The sequence below is a fragment of the Bradyrhizobium campsiandrae genome (genome assembly GCF_014529705.1).
Classification (GTDB): Bacteria; Pseudomonadota; Alphaproteobacteria; order Rhizobiales; family Xanthobacteraceae; genus Bradyrhizobium; species Bradyrhizobium campsiandrae.
In genome coordinates this window covers 29,423-49,837 of record NZ_JAANIH010000018.1, presented here as the reverse complement: position 1 = coordinate 49,837, position 20,415 = coordinate 29,423, and the positions used below count along the sequence as shown (strand labels likewise).

Genomic DNA, 20,415 nt, shown 5'->3' with positions numbered 1-20,415 from the left:
CAGTAAGGGGAGCTTCTTAAATGCCAGAGACACTGATCAAGGTCGATCTCACCAAGTCGGCTTACGAAAATGACATGGTGCACAACCGCTGGCACCCCGATATCCCGATCGTGGCGTGGGTCAATCCCGGCGACGATTTCATCATCGAGACCTATGACTGGACCGGCGGCTTCATCAAGAACAACGATTCTGCCGACGACGTGCGTGACATCGACCTCTCGATCGTGCACTTCCTCTCCGGCCCGATCGGCGTCAAGGGCGCCGAGCCCGGCGATCTGCTCGTCGTCGACCTGCTCGACGTCGGCCCGCTGAAGGAGAGTCTGTGGGGTTTCAACGGCTTCTTCTCAAAGCAGAATGGCGGCGGCTTCCTGACCGACCACTTCCCGCTGGCGCAGAAGTCGATCTGGGACATCAAGGGCCTCTACACCTCGTCGCGCCACGTGCCCGGCGTCAATTTCGCCGGCCTGATCCATCCCGGCCTGATCGGCTGTCTGCCCGATCCGAAGATGCTGGAGACCTGGAATAAGCGCGAGGCCGAGCTGATCTCGACCAACCCGACCCGCGTACCTGGCCTTGCCAATCCGCCGTTCGCTGCGACCGCCCATGGCGGCCGCGCCAAGGGCGACGTCAAGGCCAAGATCGGTGCGGAGGGCGCGCGCACCGTGCCGCCGCGCGAGCATGGCGGCAATTGCGACATCAAGGATCTCTCCCGCGGCTCGAAGATCTACTTCCCAGTCTACGTCCCAGGCGCCGGTCTCTCCATGGGCGATCTGCACTTCAGCCAGGGCGACGGCGAGATCACCTTCTGCGGCGCGATCGAGATGGCCGGCTGGCTGCATCTGAAGGTCGAGGTGATCAAGGACGGCATGTCGAAATACGGCATCAAGAACCCGATCTTCAAGCCGTCGCCGATCACGCCGAACTACAAGGACTATCTGATCTTCGAGGGCATCTCGGTCGACGAGGCCGGCAAGCAGCACTATCTCGACGTCCACATCGCCTACCGCCAGGCCTGCTTGAACGCGATCGAGTATCTGAAGAAGTTCGGCTATTCCGGCGCCCAGGCCTATTCGATCCTCGGCACCGCGCCGTGCCAGGGCCACATCTCCGGCGTGGTCGACGTGCCCAACGCCTGCGCCACGCTGTGGCTGCCGACCGAGATCTTCGATTTCGACGTGATGCCGTCGGCGGCCGGGCCGATCAAGCACATCACCGGCGATATCCAGATGCCGATCTCGCCGGACAAATGATCGTGCTTTCTATCCCCGTCATCCTGAGGTGCTCGCCTTGCAAGGCAAGGCGAGCCTCGAAGGACGATGGCCCGGCTGCATCTCGGCCGTACATCCTTCGAGGCTCTAGATGAGGCGCACGCGCCCCATCTAGAGCGCCTCAGGATGACGGATTAAGAACACGAAGGACAACACGATGCCAGTCTATGAATATCTCTGTGATGATTGCGGTCCGTTTACGGATCTCCGCCCGATGGCGGAATGCGACGATCCGCAAAGCTGTCCGCACTGCGAGACGATGGCGCCGCGCGTCATCCTGACCGCGCCGAATTTCTTCTGCATGCCGGCGGACAAGCGCAAGGCCCACGCCGTCAACGAGCGCAGCTCGCACGCGCCGCAGACGCTGGCGCAATACAAGGCCTCGCACGGCCCCGGTTGCGGCTGCTGCTCATCGGGCAAGACCGTGAAGGACAAGAGCGGGGCCGACAAGAAAAAGCCCACGCGGCTGATGACCAAGTCAAAAAGCGGCGCCAAGGGCTTTCCCACCGCGCGGCCCTGGATGATCAGCCACTAACTCCACGCGCCAGCATCAATCAAACAAAGTACAGGAGCGCTCACCATGCTTCACGGCGATATTTCCAGCAGCAACGACACGGTCGGCGTCGCCGTCGTCAACTACAAGATGCCCCGCCTGCACACCAAGGCCGAGGTGCTCGACAACGCCCGCAAGATCGCCGAGATGATCGTCGGCATGAAGGTCGGGCTTCCAGGCATGGACCTCGTGATCTTTCCGGAATATTCGACGCAAGGCATCATGTACGACTCCAAGGAGATGTACGAGACGGCGTCCATGGTGCCGGGCGAGGAGACCGCGATCTTCGCCGAGGCCTGCCGCAAGGCGAAAGTGTGGGGTGTGTTCTCGCTGACCGGCGAACGCCATGAGGAGCACCCGCACAAGGCGCCCTACAACACTTTGATCCTGATGAACGACAAGGGCGAGATCGTCCAGAAATATCGTAAGATCATGCCGTGGGTGCCGATCGAAGGCTGGTATCCCGGCAATTGCACTTATGTCTCCGAAGGGCCGAAGGGCCTCAAGGTCAGCCTGATCATCTGCGACGACGGCAATTATCCGGAGATCTGGCGTGATTGCGCCATGAAGGGCGCCGAACTGATCGTGCGCTGCCAGGGCTACATGTATCCGGCCAAGGAGCAGCAGGTCATGATCTCCAAGGCGATGGCGTGGGCCAACAATGTCTATGTCGCGGTCGCCAATGCGGCGGGCTTCGACGGCGTCTACTCATACTTCGGTCACTCCGCCATCATCGGTTTCGATGGCCGGACGCTCGGCGAATGCGGCGAAGAGGATTACGGCATTCAATACGCCCAGCTTTCGAAAAACCTGATCCGCGATGCAAGGCGCAACGGCCAGTCGCAGAACCATCTCTACAAGCTGGTTCACCGCGGCTACACCGGCATGATCAATTCCGGCGACAGCCCGCGCGGCGTCGCGGCCTGCCCATATGATTTCTACAAGAACTGGATTAGGGATCCCGAAGGCACGCGCGACATGGTCGAGGCGATGACGCGGTCGACGCCTGGCACCGCCGAATGCCCGATCGATGGCATCCCGAACGAAGGCGCGCCGAGCAACTACTGACCGGCCGAAGTTGACGCGGCGAAGGAGGTTTTCGCCCCGGCCCACCGTGGCTCGGTTGCAACATCACGTCGAGATTCGGCCCTTTTCGCGTGCCGGTTGGATAGATTTCGGCAGCACCGTAGTTCTACAGGGGCCCCTCATGGCCTAAGTTCCCCGGCGGAATGGGAATGGGGAGTTTTGCGTGAGGGGCGGTCTAGCGAGGCGGCAGGGTCAACCACGCCGGCGCGGCAGCATGGCGTTCGCCGGCGTTCCCGCGCTCGTTCTCGGCGCCAGCCTTTTCGCATCCTCGGCCAGCGCGGCCTGTATCCCCGACCCGGCCTCGAGTGGCCAGACTGTCGTGTGCAGTGGCAGCGACCCGAACGGCTTTCAGGCCGGCGGCGGCATCAATAGCCTCACCGTCAATGTGCTCGCCGGCGCGACCGTCAACGACAACGGTGTGACGGCGATCGGCGTCAATGATTCCAGCACCGTCACCAACGCCGGCGCTCTGTCGGCCGGCGCGTCGCACACGGGCATTTTCGCAGGCCAGAACGACACGATCACCAATGCCGCAACCGGCACGATCACCGGCGCCGACAATTCGACCGGCATCTATGCCGCCGGCGGGGCCATTGTGACCAATGCGGGCTCGATCACGGTCGGTAATTCCACCGGCCCCTCCGGCGGCATCGTTGCGATCAACGACGCCAACACCGTCACCAATGCGGCGACTGGGACGATCTCGGTCGGGCAGAATTCGGCCGGCATCTTCATGCAGGGGCAATTCCAGACCGTCAGCAATTTCGGCGCCATCACGGCCGCGGACTTCGGCGTCGGCATTGTCGTGCAGGGCGACGATGCCAGGGTGACCAATGGCGGTTCGATCACGACCGGCAACAACGGGTCGGCGGGCATTTCGCTGCAGGGTGTGCGGGCTGCCATCACCCAGAACGGGACCATCGATGTCGGGCTGGGCGGAGTGGGCATCTCCTTCGGCGGCCAGTCCTCCACGATCACCAACAACGGACGGATCACCGGCACCGATTTCGCCCAGGGCCTGTTCGTGTTCGGCGACAACAACGTTGTGACCAACAGCGGCTCGATCAATGTCGGCGCATCCGGCACGGGCATCGCCGTGAACACGCTGAGCACGACCAATCGGATCGTCAACACGGGCACCATCAACGTCGGGTCGGGCGGTGTCGGCATCAGTGTCAACGGCGATGCGAGGGTCTTCAACTCGGGTACGATCAACGCCAGCGCGCCGGGCGCCGTGGCCATCGACCTCTGCAGTTGCGGTTCCAGCACCCTCACGCTCGGTCCCGGCAGCGTCATCAACGGCAAAGTGATGGCCTCCAGCGGCGACACGTTCCAGCTCGGCGGCATCGGCAGCGACAGTTTCAACCTCGACCGGATCGGCAACGGCCTGCAGTACGACGGCTTCTCGACCTTCAATAAGGTCGGCAGCTCAGTCTGGACCATCACCGGCACCGGCAATCAGAACTGGAGCGTGCTTGACGGCACGCTGCTGTTGGCCGGGACGATCAACGGCAACGTGACCGTCGCAGCCGGCGGCACCTTCGGCGGCATCGGCAGTGTCGGTGCGATTGCAGTCAACGGCGGCACGCTGGCGGCGGGCAATCCGGCAGGAACGCTCAGCGTGTCCGGTAATCTCTCGTTCACGTCGGCGTCGAGCTACCAGGTGCAGGTCTCCGGCGGCGCCAATGGACTGGCGGCTGTCGCCGGCACTTCGACGCTGGGCGGCGCCACCGTCGTGGTCGTGGCGACCGGCTCGATCGCGAAGCACTACACCATCCTCACCACAGGCACGCGAGTCGGTACGTTCAATTCCGTGGTCGCAGGCCTCTCGCCAAACCTGCACGCGACGCTCGGCTATGGCCTCCACAATGTCGACCTCGACATTGCGCTCGGCTATGGCGGTGGCCTCAACATCAACCAGCAGGCCGTCGCCAACGTGCTGACGGGCTATTTCAACAGCGCCGGCAGCCTTCCGGTCGCGTTCGCCAACCTGTCGCCCGCCGGGCTGACGCAGGCCTCGGGTGAATCGGCAACGGGATCGCAGCAGACGACGTTCAACGCCATGAACCTGTTCATGAGCCTGTTGACCGACGTCTTCGGCGCGGAACGCAGTGGCACTGCGGGGGCGATGCCCTATGGCGAAGAGGCGAGCGCGAACGGCTATGCCGCCGTCGGCAAGCGGCCCAGCGATGCCTTTGCGTCGATCTATCGAAAGGCGCCTGCGGAGACGTTCGCGCAGCGCTGGGATGTGTGGGCCGCCGGCTTCGGTGGCTCGCAGACCACCGACGGTCGTGCGGCACTTGGCTCGAACAGCACCAACAGCAGCGTCTATGGCACGGCGGTCGGCCTCGATTATCGCTTCTCGCCGTCGACGGTTGCGGGCTTCGCGCTCGCTGGTGGCGGCACCGGCTTTGGCGTCAACGGACTTGGTTGGGGCCACTCCGACCTGTTTCAGGCCGGCGCCTTCGTCCGCCACAACGCCGGCCCCGCCTATATCACCGCGACGCTCGCTTATGGCTGGCAGGATGTCACCACCAACCGCATCGTCACCGCGGCCGGCTCCGATCAGCTGCGTGCACAGTTCAATGCCAATGCCGTGACGGGCCGGATTGAAGGCGGCTATCGCCAGGCAACGCCGTGGATTGCGCTGACACCCTATGCCGCGCTTCAGGCCACGCTGTTCAGCCTGCCGAGCTATTCCGAATTCGCCGTAGTCGGCAACAACACCTTCGCGCTCAACTATGCCGCCAACGACGTGACCAGCACCCGCACCGAGCTCGGCCTGCGTGCCGACAGGTCCTTTGCCGCCGTCGGCGGCGTGGTGACGCTGCGGGGCCGCGCGGCCTGGGCGCATGATTTCAACCCGGATCGCACGGTCGGCGCGGTGCTCCAGGCGCTGCCGGGTTCGGCCTTCGTCGTGAACGGCGCGGCCTTGGCGCGCGATTCCGCGCTGACCACGGCGTCGGTGCAGATGAACTGGATGAATGGCTGGTCCGCCTCGGCAACCTTCGAAGGCGAGTTCTCGAACGTCACGCGCTCCTACGCCGGCAAGGGCCTGGTGCGTTACACGTGGTAAGTTCTACCGCTTCGGCTGCGGCGGCTTGCGCGGCGGGCGCGGGGCGGCGGCGGGCGTGGGTATTCCGCTCATCTTGTTGGCGGCTTCGCTGACATCGAGCAGCGAGCGGCGGGTGTCCTCAAGGAAGCTTGCCGATTTCTTCTTCATGCTGTCGGCGAGTTCGTGCAGCCCCTTCACCTTCTCGAACAGCTCGTCGGCCTTGCCGTCGACGAAGCCCGGCACCACGCCCTCGATCTTGGTGACGGCATTGTCGAAACCCGCAAACGCGTTGTCGACCTTGAGCATCACCGCGTCGATCTCGTCGCCCTTGTCCCTGAGGTCGTCGGTGTAGTCCTCGAATGTGCGCAGGCCCTCTTTGATCGCGGGCGCGTTGCTGACGATGGTGCGATCGACGCTATGTAGGGTGTCGACGATGGATTCTGCATCGCTGAGATCTGCGGTCAGGATGGGGACGCCGTCCGCATCCAGCGGCACCGGCGGTGCCGAGGGGGCGCCGCCGATCAGGGAGACCGCAGCAACACCGGTGAGGCCCTGAAACTCGATGCCGGCCACCGTGTCCCTGCGGATCGGCGCGGCGTTGTCGAGCGCCACCAGGACCACGACCTTGCGCGGGCTCTCCAGCTTGATCGACAAAATCTGGCCGGCGGGCACGCCGTCGAAATTGACCGGGCCGCCGCGGCGCAGGCCGCTCGCGGAACCGCCTTCGAACACGACGCGCAACTGGCTGCGGCTCTGCACGGTGCGCCACTTCTGCACGCCGAGCACGCCACCGAACGCCACGGCGATCACCGCCAGCGTCGCCGTCCCGATCACCAGATTGCTCGCGCGTGCCATATAGATGCGATTTTACGACCAAAGCGGCGAATTTGGAAGGAGCCGCAATGGTACGCAAGGGCAGGTTAGGGAAGCGTAACCAGCTCCGTTTGCCGTCGCCCGCGCGAAACTTGGCGGACGACGCTTCGTTCATACGCCTTGCGCGACCTCAATGGCCAGCTGCGCGTTTTGCCGCGGCGTTGTTCAAGACGATCAACGCATCGACCGCCACGCCCGTCTTGGCATTGATCAGGAACGGATTGACGTCGATCGAGGCGATTCGGTCGCCCGCATCCGCAATCAGGTTGGACAGGCCGACCAGCGCCTTCACGGCGGAGGCTTCGTGCAGCGCCGGCTTGCCGCGATAGCCGCGCATCTTGATGCCGGCCTTGGTGCGGCCGATCAGGAGCTTTGCCTCCGCCTCGTCTAGCGGCGCGCCCGCGAGCGCGACATCCTTCATCAGCTCGATGTCGATGCCGCCGGTGCCGAACAGCACGACCGGTCCCATCTCGGCGTCGAGCGAGGCGCCGACCACGAGCTCGAGATCCGCCTTGACCTGCTGCGCGATCAGGATGCCGTCGAGCTTCGGCTTGCCCTTCAGTTTCGCCACCCGCGCGGTGATGTCGGAAAACGCTTTCTTCACCTCGGCCGCGCTGTTGAGGTTCAGCACCACGCCCCCGATATCGGATTTGTGCAGGATCTCGGCGCTGACGACTTTGGCCACGACCGGAAAGCCGATCTGCTTGGCGATCTTCATCGCCTCGGCGGCCGTCTGCGCGATTGCTTCCTTGGAGGTCGGAATGCCGTAGGCCTTCAGCAGCTTCTTCGAGGCGACTTCGTCAAGCGCGGCGCCGTTCGCCGATTTCAGCGTCTTCTCCAGCACGGCCCGGGCCGCAGGCTTCGAGCTCGAGACGATGTCGGGCACTTCCTTGCGCAGCCTGGCATAAGCGAGCAGCGATTTGATCGCGGTCACCGCGCGGTCCATGCCCTGCATCACCGCCAGATGCGGCAGCGACTTGCGCAAGCTCTTGGTGAACTCGGTGAAGCCGATCGACATCGCGCTGATATAGATCACGGGCTTTGCGGCCCGGCCCGCCATCTCGTTGACGATGCGCAAGTTCCGCTCGCGCTGCTCGTGCGGCGCTTTCGGCATCTCGGCATCGATGATGACGATGTCGATCTCGGGATCGTCGATCATCAGCTTGATCGACTTCATGTAGACGGAGGGATCGACCACCGCGGCAAAACCGGCGTCGAGCGGATTGCCGACGATCGAACCCGGCCCGAGCATCTTGCCCAGCTCACTGCTGACATGCGGGCTCAGCGGCGCGAAGTTCAGGTCTTGTGCGTAGAAGGCGTCGATCAGCATGCCGCGCTTGCCGCCTGAAAGCGTCACCGCCGCGAGCCGGTCGCCCCTGGGAACGGCGGCGTGGACGAAGCATTCGGTGGTCTCGATCAGTTCGTCGAGGCCGCCCACGCGGATCACGCCCTCGCGGGTTGCAATCGCATCGAATGTCTCGATCGAGCCCGCCAGCGCGCCGGTATGCGCCATCGCGGCGGCGCGGCCGCCCTCCGACGATCCGAGCTTGAGTGCGATCACCGGCTTGCTCGCGGCACGCGCGGCCTTGCAGGCGTCGCGAAACGCCTTGGTGTTGCGCACGCCTTCGAGATAGACCACGATCACCTTGACGCTGGGATCCTCGGCGAAATAGCGCATCAGGTCCGGCGTCTCGAGCCCGGCCTCGTTGCCTGTCGTCACCATGTAGCCGACACCGACGCCGCGGTCCTCCAGCGCCTGACGGATCGCCATGACGATGGCGCCGGATTGCCCGGCGACCGCCACCGCGCCCTGTTCCATGGTGACGATGCGGTCGTCGATATTGGTGAACAGCTTTTCGCCGGCGCTCAAATTGCCGAGGCAGTTCGGGCCGGTGACGGCAAGGCCGGTCTCGCGCACGGCCCGTTGCAACTCGGCCGCGAGCCTCTGGCTCTCCTCATCCTGCAGCTCGCTGAATCCGGAGGTGACGATGGTGGCCGATCGTGCGCCGGCGGCAGCCGCGTCGCGGATCACCTGCACGGCAAAGCGCGCAGGGACCAGCACCAGCACGTGATCCGGCTTTTCGGGCAGGCTTGCGAAATCCTTGTAGCAGGGTACGCCCCAGATGCTTTCGCGCTTGGCGTTGACGGGATAGAGCCCGCCCTCGAAACCATATTTGACCAGATTGTTCCAGATGCGCTCGGCGTAATTGCCCGGCTTGTCGGTCGCGCCCACCAGCACGATGTTGTGGGGGTGGAGCATGGCATGGATGCCCTTGACGACGTCACTGGCATCGGGCGGCGGCGACCATGGGCGGGCAGGAACCGATGCAGCAGAGACCTGAGCTTCCATGGTGTGACCTCACCCGTTGTTTTTCTTGGTGGCGCGTCACTTCGTTGTATGGCGAGTTGCATGGAGTGGCAACCAGCAGCGCTGCATGCCGCATGGCGGAATGTGCAACGGGTCGTGTCTCGAAGCCTAGCCGAGCGCTTCGATCAGCGTCGCATGAAGGATATAGCGCTCGGGACCGGACGTGACGGCATCGAATGGCCAGCAGGTCGTCAGCACCAGTTCATGGTCTTGCGTTGCAGGGTCGATGCCGGATGCATCGAAACGCACCACGCTTGAGGCATCCGCGCGATAGCGAAAATGCTTGCCGTCCGCGCGGGTGATCTCGATGACGTCACCGATCGAGACGTTGCGCAAGAAGCGAAAATGCGTGTCGCGATGTGCGGCATAGACGGCAACGCCGCGCTCGCCCGCATCGGCAGTTCGGTCGAGATGACCGGGTCCGAAGGCGAGCGCTTGACCGCTCGTGCCGTCCAGCACGATGGCGCTGGCGCCGATCCGCTTCACCTCGATTCGCGCTACCGGCCAGGTATCGGCCCAGGACCACGGCTTGACCGGCCGGCCGGTCGCGATGCTCCGGTCGAATGCACGCTCGAGCAACACCTGCGCGAGCCACGCCTTGGCGTGGATATAGGCGCCGTCGCCGAACAGGACGACGCCGATGAGCGCAAGAGCAAAGGGAGAGATGAAGCGGGGCATGTTCTACAATGACGGAAGAAAAAGACGCGCGCGGCCGTTGGTTTCGGGACGGGCAGCCGCGCGCGCCAAGCAAGAGGAGTTCGGGGGCCTCCTCCCTCAAGCGGCGTCAGTGAGCAAGGTCTGACGCCGGTTGAACACGAACAGGAACAGGGCGAGCACGATCATGATCAGGCCCGCGATCATCTTCAGCTCGGAAGAGGTGCCGGTCTTTGGCAGGCGGATCGCATCGGGCGCGACGGGAGCCGGCCGCCTTGTCGCAGGCTGGCCCGCATCGGCGCGGCGCTCGCGCAGCTGTGTCGGCGCCTGTTGCGGCCGTTCGCCGAAGATCTTCTCGAAGTCCCAGCCGGCCGGCAGGTTGATCGGCAGCGCGCTGAGCTTGAGCGGTTCGCCTTCGGGGCGATCAGGCGTCTTGTCGACCGCAACGAGACTGGTCAGCCGTGTGACGATCTGATGGTCGAGCGCGAGTGCAAGGATGGTCTTGTCGGTCTCCTCCGGCGTCGTCTCGCGAAGCGTCCGCGCCACCTCGGCATCGCCGATCTTGCGCCTCGCCCAGAGCTTCGACAGGCCTTTGCCCTCGGCGGCGCTTTGCAGTGGCAGCGTAACCGACCAAGGGCGGTCGCCGACGCGCCCTTTGATCTGCAGTGAGCCGGCAAGCCTGTCGAGCTTTGCCGCAAGCACCAGTGGTTCGTCGCGATAGACGTCGGGAATGATTGCGGGCGTCACGTCCGCCTTGGCTTCGCTGAATTGTGCGCTCAGGCCGGTCACGGCAGGGTTCTCCAGCTTGGCGAACAGGCCGCGCATGCGTTCCTCGACCTGCTCGACGGAGCCGATATGGGTGAAGGCGCCACGGCCGAGCTCGGCGGCGCGCGTCATCAGATAGGTGTTGGGGGCGGAGCCGATGCCGACCATGAAGATGCGCGAGCGGCCCCGCATCGCGGCGATGGTCTCGAACAATTGCTGCTCGTTGCCGATCGCGCCGTCGGTCAGGAACACGATCTGGCGAACCATGTTGGTGTCGGCGATCTTGTCGGTGAGCGCCGCACGCATCGCGGGCACCATCTCGGTGCCGCCGCGGGCCTGCAACGCGCTGACGAAAGAGGTCGCTTCACCGAGGTGCGCGGCATCGGCCGGAACGGAAGTCGGAAACAACACGTCCATGGTGTCGTCGAAACGGATCACGTTGAAGCGGTCGCCGGGCTGGAGACGGCCAAGCGCGTAGAGGAGGCTTGCCTTGGCCTGCTCGATCGATGTGCCGCCCATCGATCCGGAATTGTCGATCACGAACACCACTTCGCGCGGCAGCGGCTTCTGCGTGGCTTGCTCAGAGGCCGGCGGCGTAACGAAGGCGAGCAGGTAGTCGGCATCACCGACGTGCTCGTGGAACAGGCCGACAGACGGCGCCTTAGCAGCGGCTGGCCTCCAGCTTAGCTCAAAGTCGCGGTCGGCGGGCACGGTGCCGTCGGCGAGCGTCACGACGCGCGTCGTGCTGTCCGGACTCTCGATCCTGACATTGTGGTGATGGCTCTTGACCTCGCCGAGCGCGAAGCCGGCTGTCAGATGCACCGTGATGCGGGTCGGATTGACCGGCGCGTTCTTGGCGGGGTCGAGCACCGGCGGTGAAATGCGATCGCGATTGGGCACTGGATCCGAATTGGTCGTGCCCCAGCCTGAGCCGTCCTTGCGGAAGTCGACGCTCTGCACGATCGGCGCCGGATTGTAGCGTGGTCCGACGACGAGCGGCACGCGCAGTGAATATTCGTTGCCGGATTGATGCACCGGCTCCTGATATTCGATCTGCACCAGCACGGTTTCGCCGGGACCGATATTGGCGACCGAGTTGGTGAAGATGTTGGGCCGCTCCTGCTCGGTCAGCGCGGCCTTCTGTCCGGCGCGGCGCGCCTGCTCGTAGATTACGCGTGCCTGCTGACGCTCCTTGATGGCGCCGACGATGACGCGGTCGCCGACCACCATCTTCAACGTATCGACCGCACCCTCACTCGCCAGCGGATAGACATAGATCGCCTCGACCCAATCCCTGGTCGGGTTGCGGAATATTTGCGTGACGCGCGTGCGCAGCGTCGGACCCGAGACCGTGATGTCGACATCGGTGCCGAGACGGATGGCTTCGGTCGTGGCGCCGTCGTCCTTCAGCAGCAGGCTGCCGGATCTGGCGTCGCCGGGCTGGAGCAGGCTGGCCTGCTCCGTCGTGGCCGACCAGGAGGTTTCGAAGCTCACCAGCAGGGCCACGAAGCTGACCAGGAGCACGGCAATGCTTTGCGCCAGAAGGAACAGCCCGACCTTGATGAGCCTGTCGAGCCAAGGGTGCTCGTCAGGATGTTGGTGGCTGTCGATCGTGTCGTAACTGTCCATTTGGCCTGCTCCCGAAAGCTGTTTGACGGCCCGAGCATCGGTCGGGAGGGCCTGATGTCGCGAGCAGAATGATCGGCAATGTTCCGCCGCCGATGGCCTTGCCCGGCGGCCGCTTCGGTGGCCATGTCCGGTTTTGTGCTGATTTGTCCGCCCTGCTAGAATGGCCGCCGTGGAGCAGGGTTAACGATGCAGACGCCGGATAAACTCAACGACGGGCAGCTTTCGGACGAGCAGAGCCGCCAGGTGGCGGAGACGATCCGCGAGGAGATCGCCAGACGCCGGATCTCGCGGCAGGCGCTGGCCGAGCAGGCCAAGCTCAGCCTGTCGACGCTGGAGAAGGCTTTGGGCGGCCGCCGCCCGTTCACGCTGGCGACGACGGTCCGGCTCGAGCAGGCGCTGGGCGTGTCCTTGCGCAGGAGCCCCGTCGCACCGGCGCCGCCGGCCGGCAACGACGTCGCCCCAGACAGCCTCGGCGCCTATTCGCATCGTGCGGTGACATGGATCGAGGGTGTCTATGTGACGCTGCGGCCGTCCTTTGGCGACAAGGACGCGATCTTCGCCTATCGCACCGAGATCGTCTGGGAGCCGAAGGTCTCCTCGCTGGTCTTCCGGGAGGGCGAGCGGACCGATGCGGCCTATGAACATACCGGCGAAGTCGCCGTGCCGCATCAGTCCGGCTTCATCTATCTCGTCATCAACAAGCACGGCCAGCACCGGGTGATCACGGTGTCGCGGCCGACCGTGACCGGCGCGATGTATGGCATCATCTCGACGCTGCGCGCCGGTGCCGGCTCGCAATTGACGCCGGTCGCGGCGCCGATCGCCTATGTGCCGCTGAAGAACGTCCCGACGCCGTCGCTGGGGCGGGTCGCGCCGGGCGATGCAAACCACGCGCTCTATCGCGATCATTTGCGCCGCACGATCGATGAATCGTTCGCGCTCTTCCTGCCGGGATAGTTCGTCTCGGCCGCCAGGAAAATAGCGGCCTTGCGGCCGCTATCGCCTCGGGACGTGCTCGCCCGCCTCGAGCTAGCCGCTCGGCTCGGCGCTGATGATGGGACCAAACAGCTCCCATTGGCCGCTCTTGAACCGCCACATCTTGAGCTGCTCGATCGGCGCGAAGTCGCTGGCCGAGGTGTTGATCGTGATTCCGGGGATCAGCGTATCGGGCGCAAAATCCTTCAGGCTGGCGGCCTGCTTCATCACGTTCTCACGGGTGAGGTTGTCGCCCGCCTGCTTCAGCACCTGCACCATGGTCTGGGCCGCCGCGTAGCCATAGACCAGATTGGCGTCCGATATGTTCGCGCCGGGCATGTACTTCTCGATGAAGGCCATGAACTTCTTCATGCCCTCGTTGTCCTTCCACTGCGGATCAGACGCATCCATGAGATAGCCGGCCGAGAGCACGCCTTCGGAGGCCTCGAGGCCGGCCGGCTTCATCACCGCGCCGATCGACACGGAGACGTCGGTCATCAGATGCATCGGCTTCCAGCCGAGCTCGGCGATCTTCTTGATCGCTTGCGCAGCGAATTTCGGGGTCGAGATGTTCACGAACACGTCGGCGCCGGTGTCCTTGAGCTTGACGATGTGGGCGTCGATCGAGGGCTCCGAGGTCTCATAGCTCTCCTCGGCCACGATCAGCTTCGAGGCCTTGTCGCCGAAAATGTCCTTGATGCCGGCGAGGTAGTCCTTGCCGAAATCGTCATTGGCATAGAAGATCGCGACCTTGGCGTCCGGCTTCTCCTTCAGAATGTATTTTGCGAAGATCCGGGCCTCGACCCGGTAGCTGGGCTGGAAGCCCATGGTCCAGGGGAAGTTCTTCGGGTCGTTCCATTTGCTGGCGCCGGTGGCGAGGAACAGCTGCGGCACCTTCTTGGAGTTATGATATTTCTGCACGGCGGTCTGGGTCGGCGTGCCCAGCGCGTTGAACACCAGGAAGACCTCGTCGCTCTCGACCAGCTTGCGGATCTGCTCCACGGTCTTCGGCGGCGAATAGCCGTCGTCGTAGGAGATGAAATTGATCTTGCGGCCGTTGATGCCGCCCTGGTCGTTGATCATCTTGAAATAGGCTTCCTCGGTCTTGCCGATGATGCCGTAGGCGGACGCGGGGCCCGAATAGGCCTCGACATTGCCGATCTTGATCTCGGTGTCGGTGACCCCGGTGTCGTAAGCCTTCTGCGCATAGACGCCCTCGGTTGAAAGCAGTGTCAGCGCCGTTGCCGCGGCAAGCAGGCAGAGTTTCTTGTTCATGAAATTTCCTTGCGGTTCTTCTGGGGTGAAATACGCACGTCGAAAACAAAAAGCGCCCGCGACAGGGACGCTTTGATCAGGCGTTGGCGACTTTCTTGTCGATCTCGGAAGCCATCGAGAACTCCTTCCGCAAGGTCGGCTTGTGGATCTTGCCGGTCGCGTTGCGCGGCAGCGCGTCGACGAAGCGAATCTGGCGCGGACATTTGAAGCGCGCCAGATTGGCCGCGCAATGCGTGAAGACATCGACCTCGGTCAGCCGCTGGCCTTGCTTGACCGCGACGATGGCAAGCCCGACCTCGCCCCACTGCGCGTCGGGAATGCCGATCACCGCAGCCTCGGCGATCGCGCTGAGCTGGTGCAGGACGTTTTCGACCTCGGCGGGATAGACGTTCTCGCCGCCGGAAATGTACATGTCCTTCCAGCGGTCCACGATGTAGTAGAAGCCTTCCTCGTCGACGCGCGTCGCATCGCCGGTGTGCAGCCAACCGTCGGTGAATGCAGTCTTGTTCGCCTCCGGCCGATTCCAGTAGCCCGGCGTGATGTTCGGCCCCTTGACCCAGAGCTCACCGAGCTCGCCGACATCGGCATCGCTGCCGTCGGGGCGGACGATGCGCACCTCGGTGTGCAGCACCGGCTTGCCGGCGGAGCCGGCCTTGCGCGCCGCGTCCTCGCGATCGAGCACCAGAACGGCCGGCGAAGTCTCGGTCATGCCGTAGCCCTGCTGAAGCGCGACGCCGCGCGCCTCCCACACTTTCAACAGCGGTACCGGCATCGGTGCGCCGCCGACGCCGCAAACGATCAGCCGGGTCAGGTCCGTGGTCGCGAAGGCGGGATGTTGCGCCATGAACTGGTAGATCGCGGGCACGCCGAAGAATACGTTGATTCCTTGTGCGGGATCGCCGATCAGGCCGAGCGCAATGCCGGGATCGAAGGCGCGCATGATCATGACAGTGCCGCCGGCATGCAGCACCGGATTGGTGTAGCAATTCAGCCCGCCGGTATGGAACAGCGGCAGCACGGTGAGCAGCACGGAGGATGGGCCGATGCAGGCGGGACCGCCGAGATTGACGCAGTTCCAGAACGTCATGCCATGGGTGATGGTCGCGCCCTTCGGATGCCCCGTCGTGCCCGACGTGTACATGATGGTCGAGATATCATCGAGCGTGACGTCTTCGGCACGCTCCAGCGGCTTTGCCGCGGCGATGCCGGCCTCATAGGCGCCGCCGGGGCCGAGCAACAGGCTGGTGGCGACATTGCAAAGCTTCGCGACGCCAAGCGCCGTCTCGGCCAGATCGGCGTCGTGGATCATCACCTTTGGCGCGCAATCGCCGGTGATGAATTGGAGCTCGGGAACGGCGAGGCGGGTGTTCAGCGGCACGAAGACGGCACCCAGGCGTCCGCAGGCGAACTGCACCTCCAGCGTATCCGTCGTGTTCAGCGCCAGCACCGCGACGCGGTCGCCGCGCGAAACTCTCAGCGTATGGCGAAAGAACGAGGCGAGGCGCGAGACGCGGGAGTCGAGCTCTGCATAGGTGAAACGCCGCTCGCTGGCGAGATCCACGGCCGCGACCTTGGCAGGTGCGCGGCGGGCATGATGAGCGATCCAGTCGTAATAACGAACGGCCAACACTCCCTCCCACGGCGGTCTCGAGCCACCTGAATTTTATTGCTGTGCACCATGCCCGGCATGGCCCTGGGAGGCCAGCCGGAGTTTTGTGCAGCAGTCTTTTTTGGTTTGGAGTTGGCCTGCGCGGGGTGAAAATCGTCTTGCGTTGAGTTGCTAGAACACGGCGGCGCGTTGGCGGCTCCCCAGCCAGCTACTCGGCGCAAGTGAGGCGCCGATGTTCCAGCCATGGTGGAACGAGAAGAGTTTCGTCCAAGGCGCGCACGCCATGAAGAGCCCGTTCTATACCGCCGAGCACGACGCCTTTCGCGACGTGATGCGCCGATTCGTCGACAAGGAGATTGCGCCGTTCGCCCACGAATGGGACGAGGCCGGCGAATTTCCGCGCGCGCTCTATCGCAAGGCGGCCGAGATCGGGCTATTGGGGCTCGGATTTCCGGAAGAATATGGCGGGATCGCCGCCGACCAGTTCATGAAGATCGTGGCGAGCCAGGAGCTCGCGCGCGCCGGCGCCGGCGGCGTCAGCGCCAGCCTGATGAGCCACACCATCGGTTCGCCGCCGATCGCACGCGCGGCGCGGCCCGAGGTAAAGGCACGCGTGCTGCCTCAGGTGCTCTCAGGCGAGAAGATTTCCGCGCTCGCGATTACCGAGCCCGGCGGCGGGTCTGATGTCGCGAGCCTCCGTACCCGGGCACGCCGCGACGGCAATCACTACGTCGTGAGCGGCGAGAAGACCTTTATCACATCAGGGGTCCGCGCCGATTATCTGACCGTTGCGGTGCGTACCGGCGGCGAGGGCGCCGGCGGCGTCAGCCTGCTCCTGATCGAGGGCGATACGCCCGGCCTGTCCAGGACAAAACTGAAGAAGATGGGCTGGTGGGCCTCCGACACAGCAACGCTGCATTTCGACGAGTGCCGCGTGCCGGCCGAGAACCTGATCGGCGAGGAAGGCCAGGGCTTCAAGATCATCATGCAGAATTTCAACAGCGAGCGGATGGGCATGGCGGCCGGCTGCACCGCGTTCGCGCGCGTCTGCCTCGATGAGGCGATCGCCTACGCCAAGGAGCGCCAGACCTTCGGCAAGCCGCTGGCGCAGCACCAGGTCATCAGGCACAAGATCGTCGACATGGCGCAGAAGGTCGCGGCCTCGCAGGCGATGCTGGAACTGCTGGCCTGGCGGCTGGAGCAGGGCGAGAGCCCGGTTGCCGAAATCTGCATGATGAAGAACCAGGCGACCCAGACCATGGCGTTCTGCGCCTCGGAAGCCGTGCAGATCTTCGGCGGCGCCGGCTTCATGCGCGGCATCAAGGCCGAGCGCATCTACCGCGAGGTCAAGGTCAACGCCATCGGCGGCGGCACCGAGGAGATCATGAAGGATCTGGCGTCGCGGCAGATGGGGTTGTGACAAGAGGACAAAATGCTGTTCACCGCCGACCACGACGACATCCGCCGCTCCCTGCAGAAATTCATCGCCAATGAGATCAATCCTCACGTCGATGACTGGGAGAAGGCCGACATCTTCCCGGCACACGCGCTGTTCAAGAAAATGGGCGGCCTCGGCTTTCTCGGCCTGAACAAGCCGGTCGCATACGGCGGCTCCGGCCTCGATTATTCCTATGCCCTGATGATGGCGGAGGAGCTGGGTGCGATCACCTGCGGCGGCGTGCCGATGGCGATCGGGGTGCAGACCGATATGGCAACGCCCGCGCTGGCGCGTTTCGGCTCGGACGAGGTGCGGCGCGAATTCCTCAGCCCCTCGATTTCGGGCGATTACGTCGCCTGCATCGGCGTCTCCGAGCCCGGCGCGGGTTCGGACGTCGCATCGATCAAGACCCAGGCGCGCTCGGACGGCGACGACTATCTCATCACCGGCGGCAAGATGTGGATCACCAACGGCACCCAGGCCGACTGGATCTGCCTGCTCGCCAACACCGGCGATGGTCCCGTCCACCGCAACAAATCGCTGATCTGCGTGCCCATGAAGAGCAAGGGCGTCACGGTTGCGCGAAAGCTCGACAAGATGGGCATGCGCTCGTCGGACACCGCCCAGATCTTCTTCGACAATGTCCGCGTGCCCAAGCGCAACCGGATCGGCGAGGAGGGCCAGGGCTTCACCTACCAGATGATCCAGTTTCAGGAAGAGCGGCTCTGGGGGGCGGCCGCCTGCCTCAAGGCGCATGAATACATCATCAACGAGACCATCGCATACACGCGCGATCGCAAGGCATTCGGCAAGTCGATCCTCGACAACCAGGTCGTCCACTTCAAGCTCGCGGAGATGCAGACCGAGGTCGAGCTGTTGCGCGCGCTGATCTATCGCGCCGCCGAACAGCTGGTTGCCGGCGAGGACGTCACGAGGCTTGCGACCATGGCCAAGCTCAAGGCCGGCCGGCTCGGCCGCGAGCTCACCGACGCCTGCTTGCAATATTGGGGCGGAATGGGCTTTACCAACGAGACGCCGGTCAGCCGCGCCTATCGCGACAGCCGCCTGACCTCGATCGGCGGCGGCGCCGACGAGGTCATGCTGATGGTGCTGTGCAAGATGATGGGCACGCTGCCGGGGAATAAGGGAAATGCCTGATGATCACGCTCTATCACTGCGACGCCGCGCGCTCGTTCCGCCCGCTCTGGATGCTGGAGGAGATGGGGCTGGCCTATGAGCTGAAGATGCTGCCGTTCCCGCCGCGGGTGTTCGCCAAGGAGTACCTCGCGCTCAATCCGCTCGGCACGATTCCCTTTATGGTCGACGGCGAGACCAGAATGACGGAGTCCTCGGGCATCTGCCACTATCTCGGCATCAAATACGGCCCGAGCCCGCTGATGGTCGGTCCTGAGGATCCCGCCTATGGCGCGTTCCTGAACTGGATGTATTTCAGCGACGCGACGTTAACCTTCCCGCAAACGCTGGTGCTCCGCTACACCCAGCTCGAGCCGGAGGAGCGCCGTAATCCGCAGGTCGCCACCGACTATGCGAAGTGGTTTCTGGGACGGCTGCGCGCGGTCGAAGCAGCGACGGCGAATGCCGAAACCTTGTGCGCCGGCCGCTTCACCGCCGCCGACATCGTGATCGGCTATGCGCTTCGGCTGGCCAGCAGCATCGGTCTCGCCAAGGATTTCGGGCCTGGTGTCGCAGCCTATTGGGCGCGCCTGCAGCAGCGCGATGGTTTCAAGCGCGCCGTTGCTGCGGAGCAGAAGGCCGGCATTGAACAGAATGTAGCGCCGCGCGTCAGGGCATAAACATTCCGCAGGATGGGACTGCGGTCTCATCGCGGTTCCGGTTGCGACCGATCGTCGTCCCGGAAAATGGTAATCTTTTGCGCGCGATGACAGCGCTATCGCGTCGTGACAGCGCCCAAATTTGCGCTAAGGTGACCTCCATCCGCAGCGGCCAGAGAGCCGCGCGAGGAGGAGCCCCATGGAATATAACGGTCGCGAATCCGACCATCTGATGCTGATCACGCCGGAGCGGGTGTTTTATGCCGGCTTGCTTGGACGGCCGCGCAAGAGAACCCCCGGCTGCTGCCACGTCTATGTCGCGGTGAAGGGCAGCCTGCATCTGACCATCGACGACGTTCTCGCCACCGGCGAATTGTTCGTCACCCTGCCGAACCAGCGGCATTCCATCGCCAGCGATTACCGCACTGCGATCAGCGTCACGCTCGAGCCGGAGAGCATGCCGGATGGCGTGATCGAGGCCCTGGCCCAGCGGCTGACGGGACCGGACCGCGCCGCCTATGCCCGCAAGATCCTCGCCGCCTACGCGCTGCTGCGCCAGCGCCGCTACGGCGACATCACCACGGCCGAGTTCGACGAGATGTGCTTTGGCGAGGCGCTGCCGCGCCGCGTGCTCGACCCGCGGGTGATGCGTGCGGTCGCTCGCATCGGGCGCTTTTCGGGTGAGCCGGTGACGGCCGACACGTGCGCGGCGGAAGCAGGCCTCTCCGCCTCGCGTTTCCTGCATCTGTTCAAGGAGGAGACCGGCATCTCCTTCCGCTCCTTCCGCGCCTGGAAGCGTGCGCGGCATCTGCTGCACTTTGCCAACCAGGACCTCAACCTCGCCCATCTCGCGCAGGATATTGGCTATCCCGACTCGACGCATTTCAGCCATTCGATCCGCCGCTTCTACGGATTGAAACCCCGCGCGATCTTCGTCGGCTCGCGGGATCTGGCGATCTATCGCAGCAACGAGACGGTGCGGTTGGCGGAGGCGAGCTAGCTTCGGTGTCGTAGGGTGGGCAAAGCGAAGCGTGCCCACCATCTCTCTCAATCAGCAGCATATGGTGGGCACGG

15 protein-coding genes are annotated in these 20,415 nt (G+C 64.2%); 9 read left to right on the top strand and 6 right to left on the bottom strand.

Translation table 11 applies throughout. The features are described from left to right. Positions 1-20 precede the first annotated feature (20 nt). The 4 genes from fmdA (at position 21) to G8O24_RS15550 (ending at position 5,983) form a co-directional block, all read left to right on the top strand. Complete coding sequence (fmdA, locus tag G8O24_RS15565; protein ID WP_024336981.1) at positions 21-1,250, top strand: formamidase; 1,230 nt, start codon at positions 21-23, stop codon at positions 1,248-1,250. A 175-nt stretch (positions 1,251-1,425) separates the two neighbouring features. Continuing rightward, on the top strand, positions 1,426-1,803 hold the full coding sequence (locus G8O24_RS15560; RefSeq protein WP_188100670.1) for an FmdB family zinc ribbon protein: 378 nt from the start codon (positions 1,426-1,428) through the stop codon (positions 1,801-1,803). A 45-nt stretch (positions 1,804-1,848) separates the two neighbouring features. Continuing rightward, positions 1,849-2,889, top strand: a complete 1,041-nt coding sequence (locus tag G8O24_RS15555) for an aliphatic amidase (RefSeq protein WP_188100668.1) — start codon at positions 1,849-1,851, stop codon at positions 2,887-2,889. Positions 2,890-3,121: 232 nt separating this feature from the next. Then, entirely contained in the window at positions 3,122-5,983 is a 2,862-nt protein-coding gene (locus G8O24_RS15550) for an autotransporter outer membrane beta-barrel domain-containing protein (RefSeq protein WP_191093210.1), read from the top strand. Positions 5,984-5,986: 3 nt separating this feature from the next. Here G8O24_RS15550 and G8O24_RS15545 read toward each other — a convergent pair whose 3' ends face one another. The 4 genes from G8O24_RS15545 to G8O24_RS15530 form a co-directional block, all read right to left on the bottom strand. Further along, on the bottom strand, positions 5,987-6,817 hold the full coding sequence (locus tag G8O24_RS15545) for an MlaD family protein (protein ID WP_188100664.1): 831 nt from the start codon (positions 6,815-6,817) through the stop codon (positions 5,987-5,989). A 148-nt stretch (positions 6,818-6,965) separates the two neighbouring features. Further along, positions 6,966-9,185: an acetate--CoA ligase family protein gene (locus G8O24_RS15540; RefSeq protein WP_188100662.1), complete on the bottom strand. Its 2,220-nt coding sequence runs from the start codon at positions 9,183-9,185 to the stop codon at positions 6,966-6,968. 126 nt (positions 9,186-9,311) lie between these two features. After that, entirely contained in the window at positions 9,312-9,881 is a 570-nt protein-coding gene (locus tag G8O24_RS15535; RefSeq protein ID WP_188100660.1) for a class GN sortase, read from the bottom strand. 96 nt (positions 9,882-9,977) lie between these two features. Continuing rightward, entirely contained in the window at positions 9,978-12,251 is a 2,274-nt protein-coding gene (locus G8O24_RS15530; RefSeq protein ID WP_188100658.1) for a marine proteobacterial sortase target protein, read from the bottom strand. 186 nt (positions 12,252-12,437) lie between these two features. On the opposite strand from G8O24_RS15530, the gene G8O24_RS15525 reads away from it, so the two are divergent. Further along, positions 12,438-13,208 (top strand): helix-turn-helix domain-containing protein, encoded by a 771-nt coding sequence (locus tag G8O24_RS15525; RefSeq protein ID WP_188100656.1) that lies wholly within the window; start codon positions 12,438-12,440, stop codon positions 13,206-13,208. A gap of 72 nt (positions 13,209-13,280) precedes the next feature. On the opposite strand, the gene G8O24_RS15520 is transcribed toward G8O24_RS15525, so the two are convergent. Continuing rightward, complete coding sequence (locus G8O24_RS15520; protein ID WP_188100654.1) at positions 13,281-14,501, bottom strand: ABC transporter substrate-binding protein; 1,221 nt, start codon at positions 14,499-14,501, stop codon at positions 13,281-13,283. Positions 14,502-14,577: 76 nt separating this feature from the next. Continuing rightward, positions 14,578-16,128, bottom strand: a complete 1,551-nt coding sequence (locus tag G8O24_RS15515) for an acyl-CoA synthetase (RefSeq protein ID WP_188100652.1) — start codon at positions 16,126-16,128, stop codon at positions 14,578-14,580. 265 nt (positions 16,129-16,393) lie between these two features. On the opposite strand from G8O24_RS15515, the gene G8O24_RS15510 reads away from it, so the two are divergent. The 4 genes from G8O24_RS15510 (at position 16,394) to G8O24_RS15495 (ending at position 20,341) form a co-directional block, all read left to right on the top strand. Further along, on the top strand, positions 16,394-17,530 hold the full coding sequence (locus tag G8O24_RS15510; RefSeq protein WP_188100789.1) for an acyl-CoA dehydrogenase family protein: 1,137 nt from the start codon (positions 16,394-16,396) through the stop codon (positions 17,528-17,530). 12 nt (positions 17,531-17,542) lie between these two features. After that, the gene (locus tag G8O24_RS15505; protein ID WP_188100650.1) at positions 17,543-18,706 is read left to right on the top strand and encodes an acyl-CoA dehydrogenase family protein; all 1,164 of its coding nucleotides are present in this window, start codon (positions 17,543-17,545) and stop codon (positions 18,704-18,706) included. Continuing rightward, positions 18,706-19,362 carry a glutathione S-transferase family protein gene (locus tag G8O24_RS15500; protein ID WP_188100648.1) on the top strand — a complete coding sequence of 219 codons (657 nt, stop codon included), beginning with the start codon at positions 18,706-18,708 and terminating at the stop codon, positions 19,360-19,362. The genes G8O24_RS15505 and G8O24_RS15500 overlap by 1 nt, the downstream gene beginning before the upstream one ends. A 178-nt stretch (positions 19,363-19,540) precedes the next feature. Continuing rightward, positions 19,541-20,341, top strand: a complete 801-nt coding sequence (locus G8O24_RS15495) for a helix-turn-helix domain-containing protein (RefSeq protein ID WP_188100647.1) — start codon at positions 19,541-19,543, stop codon at positions 20,339-20,341. The last annotated feature ends 74 nt before the right edge of the window (positions 20,342-20,415 follow it).